Annotated in this window: 7 protein-coding genes; all 7 read right to left on the bottom strand. The window is 76.1% G+C overall.

All coding sequences use genetic code 11. The features are described from left to right. Positions 1–318, bottom strand: a complete 318-nt coding sequence (locus STRNI_RS06085; protein WP_159484827.1) for a phosphopantetheine-binding protein — start codon at positions 316–318, stop codon at positions 1–3. Then, complete coding sequence (locus tag STRNI_RS06090; RefSeq protein ID WP_277410713.1) at positions 308–5356, bottom strand: type I polyketide synthase; 5049 nt, start codon at positions 5354–5356, stop codon at positions 308–310. The genes STRNI_RS06085 and STRNI_RS06090 overlap by 11 nt, the downstream gene beginning before the upstream one ends. After that, positions 5349–12515, bottom strand: a complete 7167-nt coding sequence (locus STRNI_RS06095) for a type I polyketide synthase (RefSeq protein ID WP_159484831.1) — start codon at positions 12513–12515, stop codon at positions 5349–5351. The genes STRNI_RS06090 and STRNI_RS06095 overlap by 8 nt, the downstream gene beginning before the upstream one ends. 476 nt (positions 12516–12991) lie before the next feature. After that, positions 12992–14035, bottom strand: coding sequence for a 2-hydroxyacid dehydrogenase (locus STRNI_RS06100; RefSeq protein WP_159484833.1), 1044 nt, complete (start codon positions 14033–14035; stop codon positions 12992–12994). A 39-nt stretch (positions 14036–14074) separates the two neighbouring features. Then, positions 14075–14701 (bottom strand): histidine phosphatase family protein, encoded by a 627-nt coding sequence (locus tag STRNI_RS06105; RefSeq protein ID WP_109894649.1) that lies wholly within the window; start codon positions 14699–14701, stop codon positions 14075–14077. Next, complete coding sequence (locus STRNI_RS06110) at positions 14698–16206, bottom strand: FGGY-family carbohydrate kinase (RefSeq protein WP_159484835.1); 1509 nt, start codon at positions 16204–16206, stop codon at positions 14698–14700. Before STRNI_RS06110 ends, STRNI_RS06105 begins: the two co-directional genes overlap by 4 nt. Next, the gene (locus STRNI_RS06115) at positions 16199–17770 is read right to left on the bottom strand and encodes an FGGY-family carbohydrate kinase (protein WP_159484837.1); all 1572 of its coding nucleotides are present in this window, start codon (positions 17768–17770) and stop codon (positions 16199–16201) included. The genes STRNI_RS06110 and STRNI_RS06115 overlap by 8 nt, the downstream gene beginning before the upstream one ends. Between the last annotated feature and the right edge of the window lie 6 nt (positions 17771–17776).

Here is a 17776-nt window from a genome sequence, read left to right on the forward strand (position 1 = left end):
TCAGCCCGCGCAGGCCGGGTCGACGGCGGTGACCCGGTCGATATGGGCGGCGAGTTCGCCGACCGTCATGGCCAGGATCTGGTCGATGTCCTTCTCCGCGAGCAGGCCGAGGAAGTCCACCGAGGTGCCGTAGCGCTGCTGCAGCAGTTCGGCCAGCGCCACGAACTCGATGCTCTCCAGGGCGAGATCGTCATTGAAGGTGGTGGCCCAGGTGATCTCACCCACGACGAGGAGCTCGTCGCCGACGACGCTCACCAGCATGTCGGTGATCTCGGCCAGGATCGTCCGGGTGCGCTCGGGGAGCGGGTCAGCTGCCATGGGTGGCCTCCGTGGGAGTGAGGGTGTCGGTGCCCGTACGGTCCGCGGGCCGCGGCCCGGTCCAGGCGACGACATGGCGCCCGGACAGATCGTCGACGGAGTCGAGGTGGACGAGGTGGGGCCGGCCGTCCGGGGAGACCACCCACAGCGCGCCGCCCGGTGCGGGCGTCACGGCCCAGTCCAGCGGCCGCCCGTCGAGGCCGCTGCCCGCCGCCTTCGCCGCGGCTTCCTTGGCGCACCACAGCGCGGTGAGCCAGTAGGCACGGCCGGTGGTCCCGGGTGCGTGCCGTGCGCGCAGGTCGTCCGCCAGACGGCGTTCGGCCGGGGTGAGGGCGAACCGTTCGAGGGCCGGCGGATCGTCGGTGACGCGCTCGATGTCGATCCCCACGGGCCCCGACCGGTGGGCGAGGGCGACGGCGATCCGGTCCTTGTGCGCGAGCGAGAGATGGAGGCCGTGGGCGAGCGGACCCTCGGGACAGGGGCGGCCCTGGTCATCGGTGCCGACCTGGATCTCGGCCGGGAAGACGGGCCCGGCTCCCGACTCCCACAGCAGTTCCCGCACCGCGTCCTTGGCCGCGATCCGGCCCAGCAGCCAGGCCGCACGGGCGCGGGGCGCACACCGTTCGTAGCGGGCCCGCTCGCCCGCGCCCAGATAGCGGCGCATGACCAGTTCCTGCGAGGCCGGGTCCGACCAGCGGCGCCGGGCCAGGCACCAGCCGCCCGGCCGGGGTTCACCGATGCCGCACACCTCCGGGGTGAACTTCATCGGCCACACCCGCTCATCGGCACCGAAACGCCGGTACGTCCAGCCCTCCAGCCGCGCCCATACACCGCCGTCGGCACCGCACAGCTCCACCTCACCGCGCACCGAACCCGCCCTGACCTCGCGGATCCGGGCGGTGGCCGCCAGCAGCGCGCCCTCGCGGGGCGGCGGCCCGTAGAGCCGTACGCGGTCCAGGGTCGCGGGGAAGACCAGTCGGTCACCGCTCAGTTTCAGCTGCATCCAGTGGCCGAGGAGCTGCCCCGCGGCGTCCAGGAGGGCGCCGGGCGCGGGCAGTGCGCGCAGCGTTCCGCGGATGCCGTCGGCGGCGAGCGTGCTGACCTCGTGGACCCCGGCGAACGCGGGCCCATGGAACATCCACCGGTCCCGGTACAGGGCCTGTGCGCTGACCGGCGCCGGCCGACCGGACGTCAGATCCGCGGGGTCGGGGCGCGGCGGAGCCGGGTGCCGTGCCGCCAAGTGGACGGTGACAGCGGCGAAGTCACCAAGACTCACCCGCACCCGGCCGTCCCCCTCCGGGGTGGCGCTGACAGCCACGTCGACGGGCGGGGCGACCGCCAGCCAGCGCAGGGCCCGCACGTCGGAGTAGCCGGTGACCAGGTACCCGGGCTGCGCCTCACGGGCCGCCTCCGCGGCGAGTTCCAACAGCGTGGTCATGGGAACGACGGGAAACCGGTCGGCGGCCTCGGGCCAGTCATCGGGCTGGAGGTAGACGCAGTGGTCACGCACGTACGGGAGGGTCGCCAGGGAGAGGCGGCGGATGGTGTGGCGGGGGGTGGGTGAGGTGGTGAGTGTGCTGGGGGTGGTTGCGGTGGGGCGGGGGGCGGAGGAGGTGCGGGGGCCCACTACGGCTGCGGAGGCGGGGGCGCTTGGGGACGTTGGTGCTGTGTGGGCGATGACTGGGGCAGCGGCGGTACGGGGCGCAACGGCGGTGCTGGGAGCGCCTGCTGCGGGGTGGGGGGCGGCTGTGGTGTGGGGGCCGGCTGGGGCTGCGGCGCTGGGGGCAGGTGCTGCGGCGACGGCGGCGGCGACGGTGCGGGTGGCGGCCCGGGTTTCGGCGAGGACCGCGTCCAGGGCCTGCTGGACCGGTTCCGCGGCGGCCGGCCGAGGGTGCGGCAGCGCTCCCCCGCCCCCTCCCCCGCCTCCCCCTTCGGGGGCGGGGGGTGGGGTGGGGGGTGGGGGTGGATCGGCGGGCGCGAGAAGCGGCCGGCCGGGCGTCCCCACTCCAAGGCGGACCAATGGCGAACCGAGGTCGAGCCGTATCGCCGCACGGGCTCCTTCCGGAACCGCGGCGCGGGCCGTGGCGCGGGCCCCGGCTCGGGCCGTGCCGCAGTCCGCGGCGCCGTCCATGGCGCGGTCCGCGGCGCAGTCCGTGCCACGATCCGCGGCGGGGGCAGAGCCGTGCGCCCATGCGGAGCCACCCACCGGGGCAGGGCCGCGCACCGAGACCGAGCCACCCACCGGGGCAGCGCCACGCACCGAAGCGGAGCCCCGCACCAAGGCTGAGCCACTCGCCGGGGCCAACCGCTCCCAGCGTGGGCTCAGGCCCTCGGTCCACAGTGCGGCGGCCAGGCGGCGGAGTTGGGCGGGGCCGTCGCGGCGGGAGTCGGCTGCCGTGATGGCGAGATGGTCCTGACCGTGGAGGGTGTCGGAGACGAACCCGGGGAGGCTGCCGGCGCCCAGCTGGACGAAGGCGCGGACGCCCGTCTCGTACAGCCGCCTGGTCAGTTCCTGGAAGCGGACCGGTTCCAGGAGGTGGCGCAGCACCAGCCGGCGGATCGCGGAGGGGTCGTCCGGGAAGGGGGCGGCCGTCGTCGCCGACCATACGGGGAGCCGCTGGTCCCGTAGCGGCAGGGCGTCGAAGGCGGTGCCGGTCTGATGCAGGTAGGGCGCCCACATCGGGGTGTGGAAGCCGGAGCGGAAGGGCATCTCCTGGGCCCTTACGCCCTGTCCGGCGAGTCTGCGGACGGCCTCCGCGAGCGGCTGTGGCGCTCCGCAGATCACCGACTGGTGCGGGCAGTTGTCGTGGCTGACCGCGATCCGCTCCAGGCCCGCGAGCGCGGCGGCCGCCTGTGGGGCACCGCAGCCCAGGGCCGCGTAGACCAGGTCGGGTACGGCGAGGGAGCCGGGCCGCAGCGAGTCGAGGAAGGCGTCCACGGCCTGGGGCGGATACATTCCGGCGACCACCATGGCGGTCCATTCGCCGAGGCTGTGGCCGGTCAACAGGTCGGGGGCGAGGCCCAGTTCGTCCAGTGCGCGGGCGAGCAGCCGGCCGGTGGCGAGGGTGTCCACGGCGCGTTCGACCAGACCGCTGCCGCCGGAGACCGTGGGACGGGGAAGGGCCATCTGGTCGGCGATGTCGTCCACGGAGGGCGGCGGCTCCGCCTCCAGCCCCGGGAAGAGGAAGGCGAGCCGTGCTCCCTCCTGCGGGGCGTACGGGCCGAAGAGCGGGCTCGGGGTGAACCACACCTCGCCGCGGCCCCGCCAGGGCAGGGCCCGGGCGAGGATCTTGGCGGCCAGGGCGCGGCGCTGTGGGGTGGGGTCGGGCAGGGCGAGCCGGCAGGGGCCGTCGGGCGCGGGGGCGGGCGCGGGGACGGGGGCGCCGGTGCCGGTCGCCGCGCCGAAGTCCCCCATCTCCCGTAATTGATCGGCCAGTTGGGCGGGGGTGTCCGCGGCGAGCAGGACGGTGCGTTCCGGCTCGGCCGTCCGCAACGGGGACGGCGCGTGCGGGGACGTCCGGTGCGGGGCCGTCCGGTGCGAGGCCGTCCGGTGCGAGGCCGCCCGTTGCGGGGGCGGTGCGGCAGGGCTCCGTCGTCCCGGGGCCTCCTCCAGGACGGTGTGGGCGTTGATGCCGCCGAAGCCGAAGGCGTTGACTCCGGCGCGCAGCGGGGCCCGTCCGGCGTCCCACGGCTCGGCCACGGTGACCGGGCGCATCCGGGTCCGTGCCAGGCCTTCGTGCGGCTCGTCCAGGTGCAGGGTGGGCGGCAGCGTCCGGTGGTGGACGGCGAGCGCCGCTTTGATCAGTCCGGCGATACCGGCGGCCTGCATGGTGTGGCCGAGCATCGACTTCACCGAGCCCAGGCCGACCGGCGGCACACCCGCACCCGGTGGACCGAACACCCGGGCCAGGGTGTCGAGTTCGACGCCATCGCCGACCGGGGTGCCGGTGCCGTGGGCCTCCAGCAGGCCGAGCGCCGTGGGGTCCGCCGGGTCCAGCCCGGCGGCGGCCCAGGCCTGCTCCAGCGCATCGATCTGGCCCTCCGCCCGCGGGCTCATCAGGCCGGCGGCGCGGCCGTCCCCCGCCACTCCCGTCCCGCGGACGACCGCGTACACCCGGTCGCCGTCGCGCTCGGCGTCGGCCAGGCGCTTGAGGAGGACGACACCGGTGCCTTCGGACAGCAGGGTGCCGTCTGCCCTGCGGTCGAAGGGGCGGATGTGCTGGGTGGGGCTGAGCGCGCGCAGCTGGGTGAAGACGCTCCACAGGGTGGCGATATGGCAGTGGTGCACGGCTCCGGCGACCACGAGGTCGCAGCGGCCGGCGGCGAGCAGATCGACGGCCTGCGCCACGGCCAGCAGGGAGGAGGCGCAAGCCGCGTCGAGGGTATAGGCGGGACCGCGGAAGTCCAGCCGGTTGGCGGTGCGGGCGGCGGTGAAGCTGGGAACCAGGCCGATGGAGGCCTCCGGCTGTTCGGGGCCGAGGCCCGCCTGGAAGGCCTCCCGTGCGGCCGCGATTCTCGACTCGCCCAATTCCGGGGCGAGTTCGCGCAGTGTGGCGGCGAGCTGATGGGCCGTACGGACCCGCTGGTCGAGCCGGGCGGTGGCGACGCCCATGAAGCCGCCGCGGCCGAGGATGACGCCGATACGGGAGCGGTCGGCGGGCAGCCGCTCCTCGCCGCCCGCGTCGGCGATGGCGTCGGCGATGGTGCGCAGGGCGAGCAGCTGATCGGGCTCGGCGCCCCGGACTGCGGCGGGCATGATGCCGAAGCGGGTGGGGTCGAAGGCGGCCGGGTCGTCCAGGAAGCCGCCCCGCCGGCAGTAGAAGCGGTCGCTGCGGGCGGGACCTTGGGCACCCTGCGGGTCGTAGTAGATCTCCGGGTCCCAGCGGCCGGGCGGCACATCGGTGATGCAGTCCGTGCCGGCCACCAGGTTGCGCCAGTACGCGGCGAGGTCCTCGGCACCGGGGAAGAGCGCCCCCATACCGACGATCGCGGCGTCCGTGGGCCGCGGTCCGGCCCGCCGGGCACGGGTCTCACTCATCGCCCGTCACCTCTTCGCCGGCCTCCGCCGCCAGCACGACCTGGGCCGCCGTGCCGTGGGCCAGTTCGTCCAGGAGGGCGGCGGCCGCGGCGTCGGGGTCCAGGAGCGGGATGCCCCGGCGTGCGTAGGCGCGCGCCAGTTCGGGGGTGACCATGCCGCCGCCCTCGGCCGCCCACGGGCCCCAGTCGACGGCGAGGACACGCCGGGACGTACGGGCGGACCAGGCCGTCGCGAGGGTGTCCAGGGCGTCGTTGGCGGCGGCGTAGTCGGCCTGGCCGCGGTTGCCGAAGACCCCGGCGACGCTGCCGAAGAGGACGAGGAAGCCGGTGTCGTCACCGGCGGCGGACAGCAGATGGCGGGCGCCGTCGACCTTGGTGGCGAATACCCGGGCGAACGAGGCCGGGTCCTTGTCCCGCAGCAGCTTGTCCGCCAGGGTGCCCGCCCCGTGCACGATCCCGTCGAGACGGCCGTGCCGGGACCGGATGTCCTGCACCACGGCGTGGACGGCGGCCTCGTCGGTGACGTCCGCCGCGTGGTAGCGCACCGAGGCGGCGAGCGGTGCCAGGGCGGCGAGGGTGGCGGTGATCTCGCGGCGGGCCAGGACCGCGCGGGCCGCCGCCTCGATCTCGGCGGGTCTGCGCAGCCCTTGGGCGAGGAGCGCGGCGCGCAGCGCGATGCGGTCGTGGGCGTGGGCGAGGGCCGGGTCCTCGGGGGTCTCCGCCAGGGGCGTCCGTCCGAGGAGTTCGATGTGGCAGCCGTGGGCGCGGGCCAGGGCGAGGGCCGTACGGGCGGTGATCCCGCGCGCTCCGCCGGTCAGCAGCACCACGGAGCCGGCGCCGAGCGACGGCCGGCCGAGGACGGTCCGGTCGTCCGGCAGGGGTGCGGGGACCGTACGCAGGGTGGTGCGGGTGCCGTTGGTGCGGCCGACGACCACCGGTTCGCCGGGGGCGCACAGTTCGCCGAGGAGGTGGGCGGCGATGCGTTCGGGGCGGTCCTTGGGGTCGATGTCCACGGCGCGGATCAGGACGTCGGGGTATTCGAGGGCGGCCGTACGGGCGAAACCGCGCAGTCCGGCACCGGGCAGCGGGTCGGGGGCGTCCTCGGTGGCGTCCTGGCCGAACGTGCCGCCGGCCGCGGTGGCCAGCAGCAGCCGGCGGGCCCCGCCGGTCAGGGCGGTGCGCCACCCTTCGAACTGTCCGGGCAGTACGGCGCCGCGGCCCGCCCGCAGGGCGCTGAGGTCCACCACGCCGTCGGCCCCGTCGGCGACGCACTGGGCCAGCCGCTCGGCGGGGACGGTGCGTACCCGTGCGCCATGGCTCTCCAGCAGGGCGGTCAGGGCCAGCGCCACACCCTGGCCGTCCTCCACCACGGCGAAGTCGCTGCCCGCCACCACCTCGGCGGGCGGGCGGGCCGCGGGCGGGCCGAGCGCGGTGACCCGGACCAGGGAGCGGGTGGGGCCCAGCACAGCCGGGCCGCCGTCGGTTTCGGCCAGGGCGGCCGGGTCCTGCGTGGTGGGCAAGGGAGCGGACACCGCGGGCTGCGGCGGCGCTATCGGTGCAGCCGGTGCGGTCAATGCAGTCGGCGCGGCCGGTGTGTCCGGTGCGGGCGCGGGTTCGGCGGGAGCCGGCGGGGGCTCGGCGCGGGCGGCGGCGATCCAGTCGACGATGCCGCTGATGGTCTTGACGCGGGCGAGCTGTTCCACGGCCGACTCCATGGCCCCGTCCGCGTCCTGCGGCAGTCCGATCCGGTCGGCCAGCGCGCCGATGATCTCCACGCGCTTGATGGAGTCCACCGAAAGATCGGCCTCCAGGTCGAGCCCGGCGTCGAGCATCTCGTGGGGATAGCCGGTCCGCTGGTGGATGATCTCCCTTACGGCATCGAGGAGTTCGGAGGGACTCAGGAGCTGTGGCCCGGGGGCGGGCGCCTGCGCGACCGCGGCGGCGCCGGCATCGGCATCGGCGGCGTCGGCGGCGGCGTCGGCGGCGGCGTCGGCGACAGCGGGTCCGGCCCCGGCCTCGTCGGTTTCGGCGTGCGGCGGGACGGTCCACTCCGCGGCGGGAGCGGGCCCGACCGGCTGGGCGGGTGCAGCCGCCTCCCCCAAGTACCGCAGCACGACGTCCCGTTGGGCCGCCACGAGCTCGCGAGTGGTGCGCAGATACTCCAGCACGGCGGCGTGCCGGGCGGAGTCCCCGGCAGCCGCACCGCCGTCGGACCACGCCCCCGCACCGGGAGTCGCACCGCCGTCGGACCGGGCACCCGCACCAGGAGCCGCACCACCGTTGAGCAGCGCACCCTCCCCGCCCTCCTCCCGCGCCGCACCCGTATCGCTCCGCCCGGTGTCCACCCGCCGCGCCGGGCGCAGTCCGCCCGGCAGACAGGCGCCGTCGGCGGTGCGCACCGTATGGCCGTTCACCAGCCATCCGGGGCCACGCGGTGCCGCGACGGGCAGGGGCTGCGTACGACCGCGGAACAGCGCCTCCGGGTCAACCGGGACACCGGCCGCGGCAAGCCGGGCCAGGACGTGCGGCAGCCGGGCCAGTCCGGACTCGCCCGGTACGTCCAGCGCCACCGCGGTGTGCGGACGTCCGCCCAGGATCTGCCCGACCAGACCGGTGAGCACCCGGCCGGGCCCGGCCTCCACGAAGGTGCGCACCCCGGCGGCGTACATGTCCTCGATCTGCTCCACGAAGCGCACCGGCGCGGCGACCTGGCCCGCCAGGGTGTCCCGCACCGCGGAGGCCTCGCGGACGTAGGGGCGCGCGGTGGAGCCGGACCAGACCGGGAGGGCGGGCGCGGTCAGCTCGGTCGCGGAAAGTTCCGCGGCGAGCGTGTCGCGGGCGGCGGCGAGTTGCGGACTGTGGAACGCACAGGCGACCGGCAGGCGGCGCGCCTCGGCGCCGGCCGTGCGCAGCGCCGCCACGGCCGCTTCCACGGCGTCCGTGGGGCCCGAGATCACGCTCTGTTCGGGCGCGTTGTGGTTGGCGACGACGACGCCGGTGTCACGGGTCAGCTCCCGTACGCGGTCCGGCGCGGCCACGACGGCGGCCATCGCGCCGGGGTCGTCACCGGCGGCCGAGAGGATCGCCTCGCCGCGCCGGGTGCTGAGCCGGAGCAGCGCCTCGGTGTCGTAGGCGCCCGCCGCCCACAGGGCGGTCAGCTCGCCGTAGGAGTGCCCGGCCGTGCAGTCGGGGCGGACGCCGAGCGTGGTGAGCAGGCGGTGTGCGGCGGCGGAGGCGAGCCCGAGCGCCGGCTGGGCGACGCGGGTGTCGGTGAGGACGGCCTGCTGGGCGGCCCGGCCCTCGGCGGTGAAGGCGGCGGGCGGGAACATGGCCGCGACACAGTCCGGATCGGCGTCGTCCAGGAGGCCGCGCAGCGCCGGGAAGGCGAGGAACAACTCGCCCAGCATTCCGGTGCGCTGGCTCCCCTGGCCGGGGAAGAGGAAGGCGAGCAGTCCGGGGGCGGCGTCCCGTTGGCGCAGGTACACGCCCTCGGCGGCCGCGCACTGGCGGGCCGCGTCCAGCTTCACGGCGAGGTCGTCGAGGTCCTCGGCCACCACACAGGCCTGGACCGGCCCGTCCGCCGCCGCGGTCTCGGCGGCCAGGTCGCGCAGCGGCCAGGGGCGCCCGGCCTGGTCGTTCTCCGCCAGGCGCGCGGCGAGGCGCTCCATGGCCCGTACGGCGGCGGGCCGGTCGGCGCCGCGGAAGCAGAAGAGCTCGGCGGGCCAGTCCGTCAGGGCGTGGGCGGGCTCGGGGGCGCCGTCGTAACCGGCGAGCACGGCGTGGTAGTTGGTGCCGCCGAAGCCGAAGGCGCTCACTCCCGCGATGCGCTGTGCCACCGGGACCGGCCAGGGCCGGGCGCGTCCGGTGTCGAAGCGGAACGGGCCGGTGTCCTCCTCGGCCGGCCGGGTCAGATGCAGCGTCGGCGGCCGCACCCCGGCGTGTACGGCACGCGCGGCCTTGATCAGACCGGCCAGGCCGGCGGCGCATTTGGTATGCCCGATCTGCGACTTGACCGAGCCGAGGGTGCAGCTGCCCGGTGCCGCGCCCGCCGCCTCGAACAGCTCGGTGAGGACGGCGAGTTCGGTGGTGTCGCCGACGACGGTGCCGGTGCCGTGGGCTTCGAGGAGTCCGACCTGCGCGGGGCTGATCCCGGCGCGGTGGTAGGCGCGTTCCAGGGCCCGCCGCTGGCCCTCGGGCCGTGGCGCGGTCAGCCCGAGGGACCGCCCGTCACTGGAGGTGCCGACCGCTTTGACGACGGCGTAGATCCGGTCGCCGTCCCGTTCGGCGTCCGCGAGGCGTTTGAGGACGAGACAGCCCACCCCCTCGCCGAGCGCGATACCGTCGGCCGCCGCGTCGAAGGGGCGGCAGCGGCCGGTGGGGGACAGCGCCTGCACGGACGCGAACATCAGGTAGTCGTTGATGCCGTTGTGCACATCGGCGCCGCCGCACAGCGCCATATCGCTGTCGTGGTCGCGCAGTTGGCGGCAGGCCAGGTCGAGTGCGGCGAGCGAGGAGGCGCAGGCGGCGTCCACGGTGCAGTTGGCGCCGCCGAGGTCGAGGCGGCTGGCGATGCGTCCGGCGATGACGTTGGCGAGCACGCCGGGGAAGGAGTCCTCGGTCAGCCGGGGCAGTTCGGCGTCGAGGGCGGGCGGCAGGTCGCCGAGGTAGGACGGGTGCAGGGCGCGCAGCCCGTAGGCGCCGGCGAGTTCGGTGCCCGCCTCGGCGCCGAAGACGACGCTGGTGCGGGCGCGGTCGAAGTCACGGCCGGCGTATCCGGCGTCCGCCAGGGCCTTGGCGGCGGCGTCGAGGGCGAGCAGCTGCACCGGTTCGATGCCGGTGAGGGAGGCCGGGGGGATGCCGTGGGCGAGGGCGTCGAAGGGGAGGGCGGGCAGGAAGCCGCCCCAGCGGGACGGGGTGCGCTCGCCCGCCCGCGCGGGATCCGGGTCGTGGTAGATCCCGGCGTCCCAGCGCTCGGCGGGCACCTCGGTGACGGAGTCGACACCGGCGACGACATTGGACCAGTAGCGGGCCGCGTCAGCCGCGCCGGGATAGCAGCAGGCCATGCCGACGATGGCGATGTCCAGCGGTGCCGCGTCCCGGTCCCGGGGCGCGGCGGGCGGCCGGAACTGCTGTGCCCGCGCGTCGAGTTGGGCGGTGGCCCCGTCGGTCACGGCGGTGTGCAGTGCGGCGAGGGTGGTGGTGGCGCTGCGGGCGGTGGCGGCCTGGCCCAGCATGTACAGGCCCTCCCGGCGCTGTGCGTGCTCCGCCACGGGTGCGGGCGGCCCGCCGTCGGTGTGCCGCAGTCCCTTGCTCGCGATCCGCAGCCGGCCGAGGTTGCGCCGCTCCAGCTCCTCCCATCGGGCCCGGGGGTCCGTGCCGTGGGCGGCCAGGCGGCGTTCGGCCGCCGCGAAGTCCTCGGTGTAGGCGGTGTCGGCGCAGCGCGTGGCGTGGCCCGGTGCGGTCCGCAGCAGTACGGTCCGGTCGCAGGCCAGGGCGGTGTCCTGGAAGCCCGGGAGGACGGCGCCGGTGGCCACGGCCTCCTCCGTGAAGAGGTAGGCGGTGCCCATCAGGACGCCGATATGGGCGCCGAGTTCGGCGAGCGGGGCGGCGGCGGCCGCGGCCATGGCGGCCGAGCGGGCGTCATGGATGCCGCCCGCGAGGAGCACGTCCAGCCCCTCGGCCGTTCCGCCATGCTTCCGGGCGTGGGCGGTCAGCCGCTCGATCTGCTCCTCCCACAGCGGGAAGCTGGCCCGGGGGCCGATGTGTCCCCCGCACTCCTGCCCTTCGAAGACGAACCGCCGGGCGCCTTCGGCGAGGTAGCGCTCCAGCAGTCCGGGCGCCGGGACATGGAGATAGGTCCGGGTCCCGGCCGCTTCGAGGGGCGCTGCCTGGGCGGGCCGGCCGCCGGCGATCAGGGCGTACTCGGGGGCGAACTCGGCCACCGCGGCGAGCTGTTCACGCCGGAGTTCGGGTGGGGCGAAGCCGAGCAGGCCGACGCCCCAGGGCCGGTCGCCCAGCCGCTCGGCGGTCTCGGCCAGCAGTCGGCGTACCTGTTCGCCCGCCATGACGGCGAGGGCGAGAAAGGGCAGCCCGCCCTCGGCGGCCACGGCGTCGGCGAACGCGGCCTCGTCGCTGACGCGGGTCATCGGCCCCTGGGCCACGGGGAGATGGCGGGCGCCGGGGCGGGGGGCGAGCGGGCGACTGCGTGCCGCGGCGTCGAGGTGGCCGGTGATGGCGGCCCGTACGGCCTGCACGATGCCGCCGGTGGTGCGGTGGCGCGCGGCGAGCCGGGCGGCGAACGCACCGTCCTGGCCGATGGGCAGCAGCTGGGTCCGCAGGTCCCGGGCGCCGAGGAGGGCGGCGACGCGGGCGGGATCGTGGCCGGTGGTCCCGTCCTCCGCTCCCCCCTCGCCCGCTCCCCCGGCCCCGCCGCCGGCCACGGGCGGGCGGAGGTCCGGGCGGGTGAGGACCCGGTGGCCGGCGACGAGGGTGGTCTCGCTGCCGTCCATGGCGCGGATCGCGTCGGCGACCGCCCGGGGCAGCCGGTCCGCGCCCTCGGTGGTGAGCGCGAGCTGGGAGTCGAGCAGCACCCCGGCCGCCCCGCCGGCGACGGCCGCGGCGGCGGTGTGCGGGCCGATGCCCCCGGCGGCGAGGACGGGGACGGTCACGGACGGGTCGGCCAGCAGGCGCTGCAGCAGGACGCAGATGGTGAGTTCGCCCACCCGGCCGCCCGACTCGTGGCCGCGGGCGACGAGCGCGCTGACCCCGGCGGCACACGCCGCCGTGGCCTCCTCGGGGGTGGTGACCTCGGCCCAGACGCGGCGCCGCCCGCCGCCGGCCCAGCCCTCCGGCCGCCCGGGGGCCCGGCCGCGGGCGGGGGCGGCAGGCGGCTCGGGGGCGGCGCAGGCCCGTGGGTCGGCCCAGGCCCGTGGATCGGCGAGCAACACGGTGTCGACCGCGTCGGGCAGGTCGGCGGGCGCCAGCGGGCACCCCACCGGTATCCGCACGCCGTACGAGAGCCCCCCGGGCCCCCCGAGCCGGGCGAGCGCGGCGCGTGCCGGGCCGGGGTCCCGGCCGAGATCCAGCAGGCCGAGCGCGCCCGCGCGGGCGGCCGCGAGGACGATCCGCTCGCCCGGCTCCTCGAACGGCGAGAGGGCCACGACGAGATCGCGGCCGGCGGGCTCCGGGCGGGCGGACCCGGCGGGGACGAGGCAGGGGCGGGCGGACCCCGCGGCAGCAGCGGGCTCAGGTCCGGTGGACGGGCCGGACCCGGGGCCGGCGGCGGGAGCGTCAGGGCCGGACGACCTGGAAAGGGGGGTGCCGGGGAACGGGGGCCGGGGGACCACGGGCGCTCCTTCTGCCGGGGGGGCGAACACGCTGACCACTGCCACCTGCGGTAACCAGCGGTAGCCCGCTGATGCCGCGTTGCATCGTGAGGCCACCCCCGTGCACTGTCAACGCAGGTGCAACAGGCGGTAGTTGATTGCGCCAAGGTCACGACGGCGGCCCCCGGACCGCCCCGTGCCCCCTGTTCCCCCACGCCGGCCTGCGCTTTTCTGCCCCGCGCCGCCCGTGTGCCGGCCTCGCCGGGCCGCTCCGCTGCCGCGGCGGCGACCGAAACCCGACCCCCGGTGCCTCAGCCGGCCCGCAGCGCCTCGGGGTTGGCACAGTGGACCAGCGGCTCACCGCGCAGATAGCGGCCGACGTCCGCGGCGACGATCCGTGCGGCCTTGTGCGCGACCTCCTGGCTGCCGCCCGCGATGTGCGGGGTGAGGACGACACCGGGGGCGGTCAGCAGCCGGGAGGTGGCGGGCAGCGGCTCCTCGGGGAAGACGTCGAAACCGGCGCCGGACAGCTGACCGGAGTCCAGCGCGTCGCAGACCGCGTCGTAGTCGAGCAGCGCGCCGCGGGCGCAGTTGACCAGGACCGAGCCGCGGGGCATCGCGGCGAGCTGCCGGCGCCCGATCATGCCCGTGGTCTCCTCGGTGACCCGGGCGTGCAGGGAGACGATGCGGGAGCGGGTCAGCAGCTCGTCGAGGGAGACCTGTTCGGCGAGGCCGGCCAGCGCCTCGGGGCGGACGTAGGGGTCGTGGACGAGGACCTGGGCGCCCATGGCGGCGAGGACCTTGGCGACCCGGCTGCCGATGGCGCCGAAGCCGATCAGCCCGACGGTGGCGCCGTCGATCTCGATGCCGCAGTTGTCGTAGTCGTAGTAGTCGCCGCGCCAGACGCCCCGGCGGAGGTCCGTGTGGGTGTCGCCGACACCGCGGGCGGCGGCCAGCATCAGGGTGAGGGTGTGCTCCGCGGTGGCGGTGGCGTTGCGGCCGGGGGCGTAGCAGACCGCGACACCGTGCCGGGTGGCGGCTTCGACGTTGGCGTTGACCGGGCCGCCGCGGCTGGTGCAGAACAGCTTCAGATCGGGGCAGTGGGCGAGGATCCGCTCGGTGAGCGGGCCGTGCTCGGTGACACAGATCTCGGCGCCGCGGAGGGCCTCGATCATCTCGTCCTCGCTGCCGGAGGCCTCGATGACCTCGGCGACCGGCCCGAACGGGGTGTGCGGCCAGTCGAATTGGATCTCGCGTACGTCCAGCGGGGTGTCCCCGGCGGCCTCGCGCACGGCCCGGGTGAACAGGTCCGGGCGGATGAAGTGGTTGCCGGCGGCGAGGACGGTGGTGCTCATGAGGGGCTGCTCCTGAAGGGGCGGGGGCGGGGCGGGTGGTCAGTGGAGGGCGGCGGTCCGGGCCGGGGCCGGGGCGTTGAAGCTGAGCAGTGCGGTCTGCCCGTTCTCGATGCGGAGCTCGGTGCGGGCGCCGTTGTCCAGACGGGGGAAGACCCGGCGGTAGTCGGCGAGCGGGATGCCCAGCAGGTGGCAGAGCAGGACCCGGACGAGGGTGGAGTGCGCGACGAGCAGGATCCGGCCGTGCGGCTGTGCGCGGGCGAGTTCGGCGAGGCAGTCGGCGGCGCGCTCGGCGGCGTGACGCGGATGTTCGCCGCCGGGCAGATGGTGCTCGACCGGGTCGGCGAGGAAGGCGGCCAGCTGTTCCGGGAAGCGCCGGCGCATCTCGTCCCTGGTCAGGCCCTCGCCCTGGCCGAAGTCGACCTCGTAGAGCCGCTCGTCGACACCCGCGGTGAGACCGCAGGCCTCGGCGGCGGGGGCCGCGGTCTGCCGGGCGCGGGAGAGCGGTGAGCTCCAGATGGCGGTCAGTCCGGCGGTGGCGGCCCAGGTGGCGAGGGCGGCGGCCTGCTCGCGGCCGTGGTCGGTCAGGGCCACGTCGGTGCGGCCGGCGTAGCGGTTCTCCGCGTGCCAGACGGTCTCGCCATGGCGTACGAGGATGAAGTCGGTCACGGTGCTGCCCTCCTGCGGGCGTGGTCGGCCACGGACCGGTCGAGCCAGCCACGGCGGGTGAGTTCGTCGATGAAGCGGAGATGGACGGGGAGGTAGCGGGCGGTGCGGGCCGGCCTGGGGGTGATCTCCCGGGCGGTGCGCACCATGGCGGCGGCCGCTTCCTGCAGCCCGGTGCCGGAGGAGGTGGCGGCGAGGACGGCCATGCCGAGGGCGCCCTCGGCCTGCTGCGGCAGCCGTACGGGGCGGCCGAGGACATCGGCGCGCAACTGGCACCAGTAGGCGTTGCGGGCACCGCCGCCGGTGAAGGTGAGCGGCCCGTCGACGGGCGCGCCGAGGTGGTCGAGGTAGTCGAAGCAGAGCCGTTCCAGGCAGGCGACGCCCAGGAGACAGGCATGGAACTCGGCGGCCCGGGTGGGGGCTTCACCGAGGAGGAAGGGCGCGGCGTCGGGGGCGCGGAAGGGGAAGCGTTCACCGCCGCCGGCGACGAGGGGGTAGGCGACCGCGTCCGGGTCCAGGGCGGCGGCCTGTGCGGTGAGCGCGTCCAGGTCCGCGCCGGGGAAGCGCTGGGAGAGGATGCCCGCGCCGCTGCTGGAGGCGCCGCCCGGCAGCCAGGTCCCACCGGGCCCGCGGTGGCAGTAGACGACGCCCGCCGGGTCGCGGACCAGGTGCGGGCTGCTGCCCTTGAGGACGAGGGTGGTGCCGAGCACCGAGTTCCAGGCGCCCGGCGCGAGCGCTCCGGCGCCGATCTGGGCGGCGCAGCCGTCGGTCATCCCCGCGACGATGGCGGTCCCTTCGGGGATGCCGGTGGCCTCGGCGGCCGGGGCGCAGACGGTGCCGAGCGGGCTGCCCGGGCGGACGACCTCGGGCAAGAGGCCCTCGGGCACGCCGAGTCCGTCCATCACCTCCTGCGGCCAGCGCTCCTCGACGAGGTGGTAGCCGGTCTTGAGGGCGTGGCTGGCATCGCTCGCGAGCTGCCGGCCGGCCAGCCGCCAGGTGATGAGGTCGACTTGGTGCAGCAGCCGGGAGCCGGTGCGGAGCCCGGGGTCGTCCTCCAGGAGCGCGACGAGCTTGGGCAGCGCCCAGGAGGGCTGCATGCTGCGGTAGCCCAGCTCCTGCCAGACCTTCTCCCCGGCGGCGTTGACCGCGGCGGCCGGTGCGGCGGCGCGCCCGTCGTCGTACATCAGGCCGGGGGTGCGCGGGGTGCCCCGGTGGTCGGCGAGCAGGATCGTGCCGGAGGTCCCGTCGACCGCCAGCCCGCGGATGCGGCGGGTGTCGAGGCCGTCGAGGGCCTTTCGGCAGGCGGCGCCGAGCGCGCGCCACCACTCCTCGGGGTCCTGTTCGTGGCGGTTGCCGTCGCGCCGGCCGGTCAGCGGGCGGGCGGCGGTGGCCAGGACCTGTCCGGTGCCGTCGACGGCGACACAGCGGGCGCTCTGGGTGCCGAGGTCGAGGCCGAGCCAGATGCCGTCGAGGGCGGGGGCGGCGCCGTGGTGGCGCGGGTCAGACACGGGGTCCTCCAGGGGTGGTGGCGGGGTGGCCGCCGGCTTCGGTCGGCCGGCCGGGGGCCTCGGCGGGGCGGCGGGCGCTCCCCCGCCAGACGGCGCCGCCGCGCCAGCCCGCCTCCCGGGCGCGCGTCCGCCACCCGAGGAAGTCCTCGTACAGCGCGGCATAGAACTCCGCACGTTCCGGCTCGGGCTCCCAACTGCGCTGCATCCGGACGTACTTGGCGGCGGCGCTGTGCATGCTGGTCTCGGCGCCGGTGCGGACCAGACCGGTGAGGAAGGCTCCCTTGGCGCCGAGTTCGGTGTCGCCGGAGCGGGCGGTGGGCACCCCGGTGGCATCCGCGATCAGGGCGCACCAGGCGTCGCTGTTGGCGCCGCCGCCGCACAGCCGCAGTTCGCTGACGTCCGTGCGGGCGGCGGCCAGCGAGTCCCGCAGGACCAGCGAGAGCCCGTCGAAGACGGCACGCGCCAGATCGGCGGGCGTGTGTTCCAGGGACAGGCCCCAGAAGGAGCCGCGGGCGCCGGTGTCGAGGAAGGGCGCGCGCTCGCCGGCCGGGGAGAGATAGGGCAGGAACATCAGCCCGCGGGCGCCCGGCTGCGATTCGAAGGCCAGCTGTGCCAGCTCCGGCGGCCCGGGCAGATGCAGCAGCCGGGCCGCCCAGCCGAGCACCTCGGCGCCGTTGAGCGTGGGGAAGGCGCGCAGCACCCGCTCGCGGCCCCGGTAGGCGATGTGGATGCCGGACGGCTCGCCGCCGGTGTCGATCCCGGTACGGACGATCTCGGTGCACAGCGTGGTGCCCAGGATGCTGCACGCCTGGCCGGGGTTGACGACGCCGACGCCGCGGGCGGTGGCGGCGATGTCGTACGGGGACATGACGACCGGCAGACCCGCGGGGAGGCCCAGTTCCTCCGCGGCCCCGGTGGTGATTTCGGCGATCCGCTGCGACTCCCCGAGGACGGTGGGCAGCAGCCGTGCGTAGGCGTCGAGGCCGAAGAGTTCAATGATGGCGGGGTCGTAGTCGCCGGTGGTGTGGTCGAGGAACGGGGCGGAGGCATCGGACTCGTCGCTCGCCCGGACGCCGGTGAAGCGCAGGAAGAGCCAGCCGGCGGCGGTGAGCGAGGTGGCGGAGCGGGCCAGCCGGTCCGGGTCGTGCGCGGCGAGCCAGCTGAAGAGGGCGTTGGGCATTCCGGTGCAGGTCAGCGAGCCGTTGCGGCGGAAGGCCGCCTCCAGGACGCCGTCGCGCTGCCATCCGGTGAGCAGGTCCCCGGCGCGGCCGTCGGACCACAGGATGGCGGGCCCGGTGGGCCGGCCGCGGTCGTCGACGAGCCAGGCGCCGTCGCCCTGGGCGGTGAAGGACACCAGCCAGACCGGGTCGGTCAGCCCGTCGAGGACCGTGCGGACGGTGTGGACGACGGCGTCCCAGACGGCGTCCATGTCCTGTTCCGCCCAGCCGGGGTGCGGGCGCAGGACCTCGGTGGCCCGGCGGGCGACGGCGATCTCGGTGCCCTGGTCGTCGAAGACGACGGACTTGATCACCGTGGTGCCGACGTCGATGGTCAGTACGGACATCAGTGG

Origin of the sequence: Streptomyces nigrescens (genome assembly GCF_027626975.1) — a bacterium.
Lineage (GTDB): Bacteria > Actinomycetota > Actinomycetes > Streptomycetales > Streptomycetaceae > Streptomyces > Streptomyces nigrescens.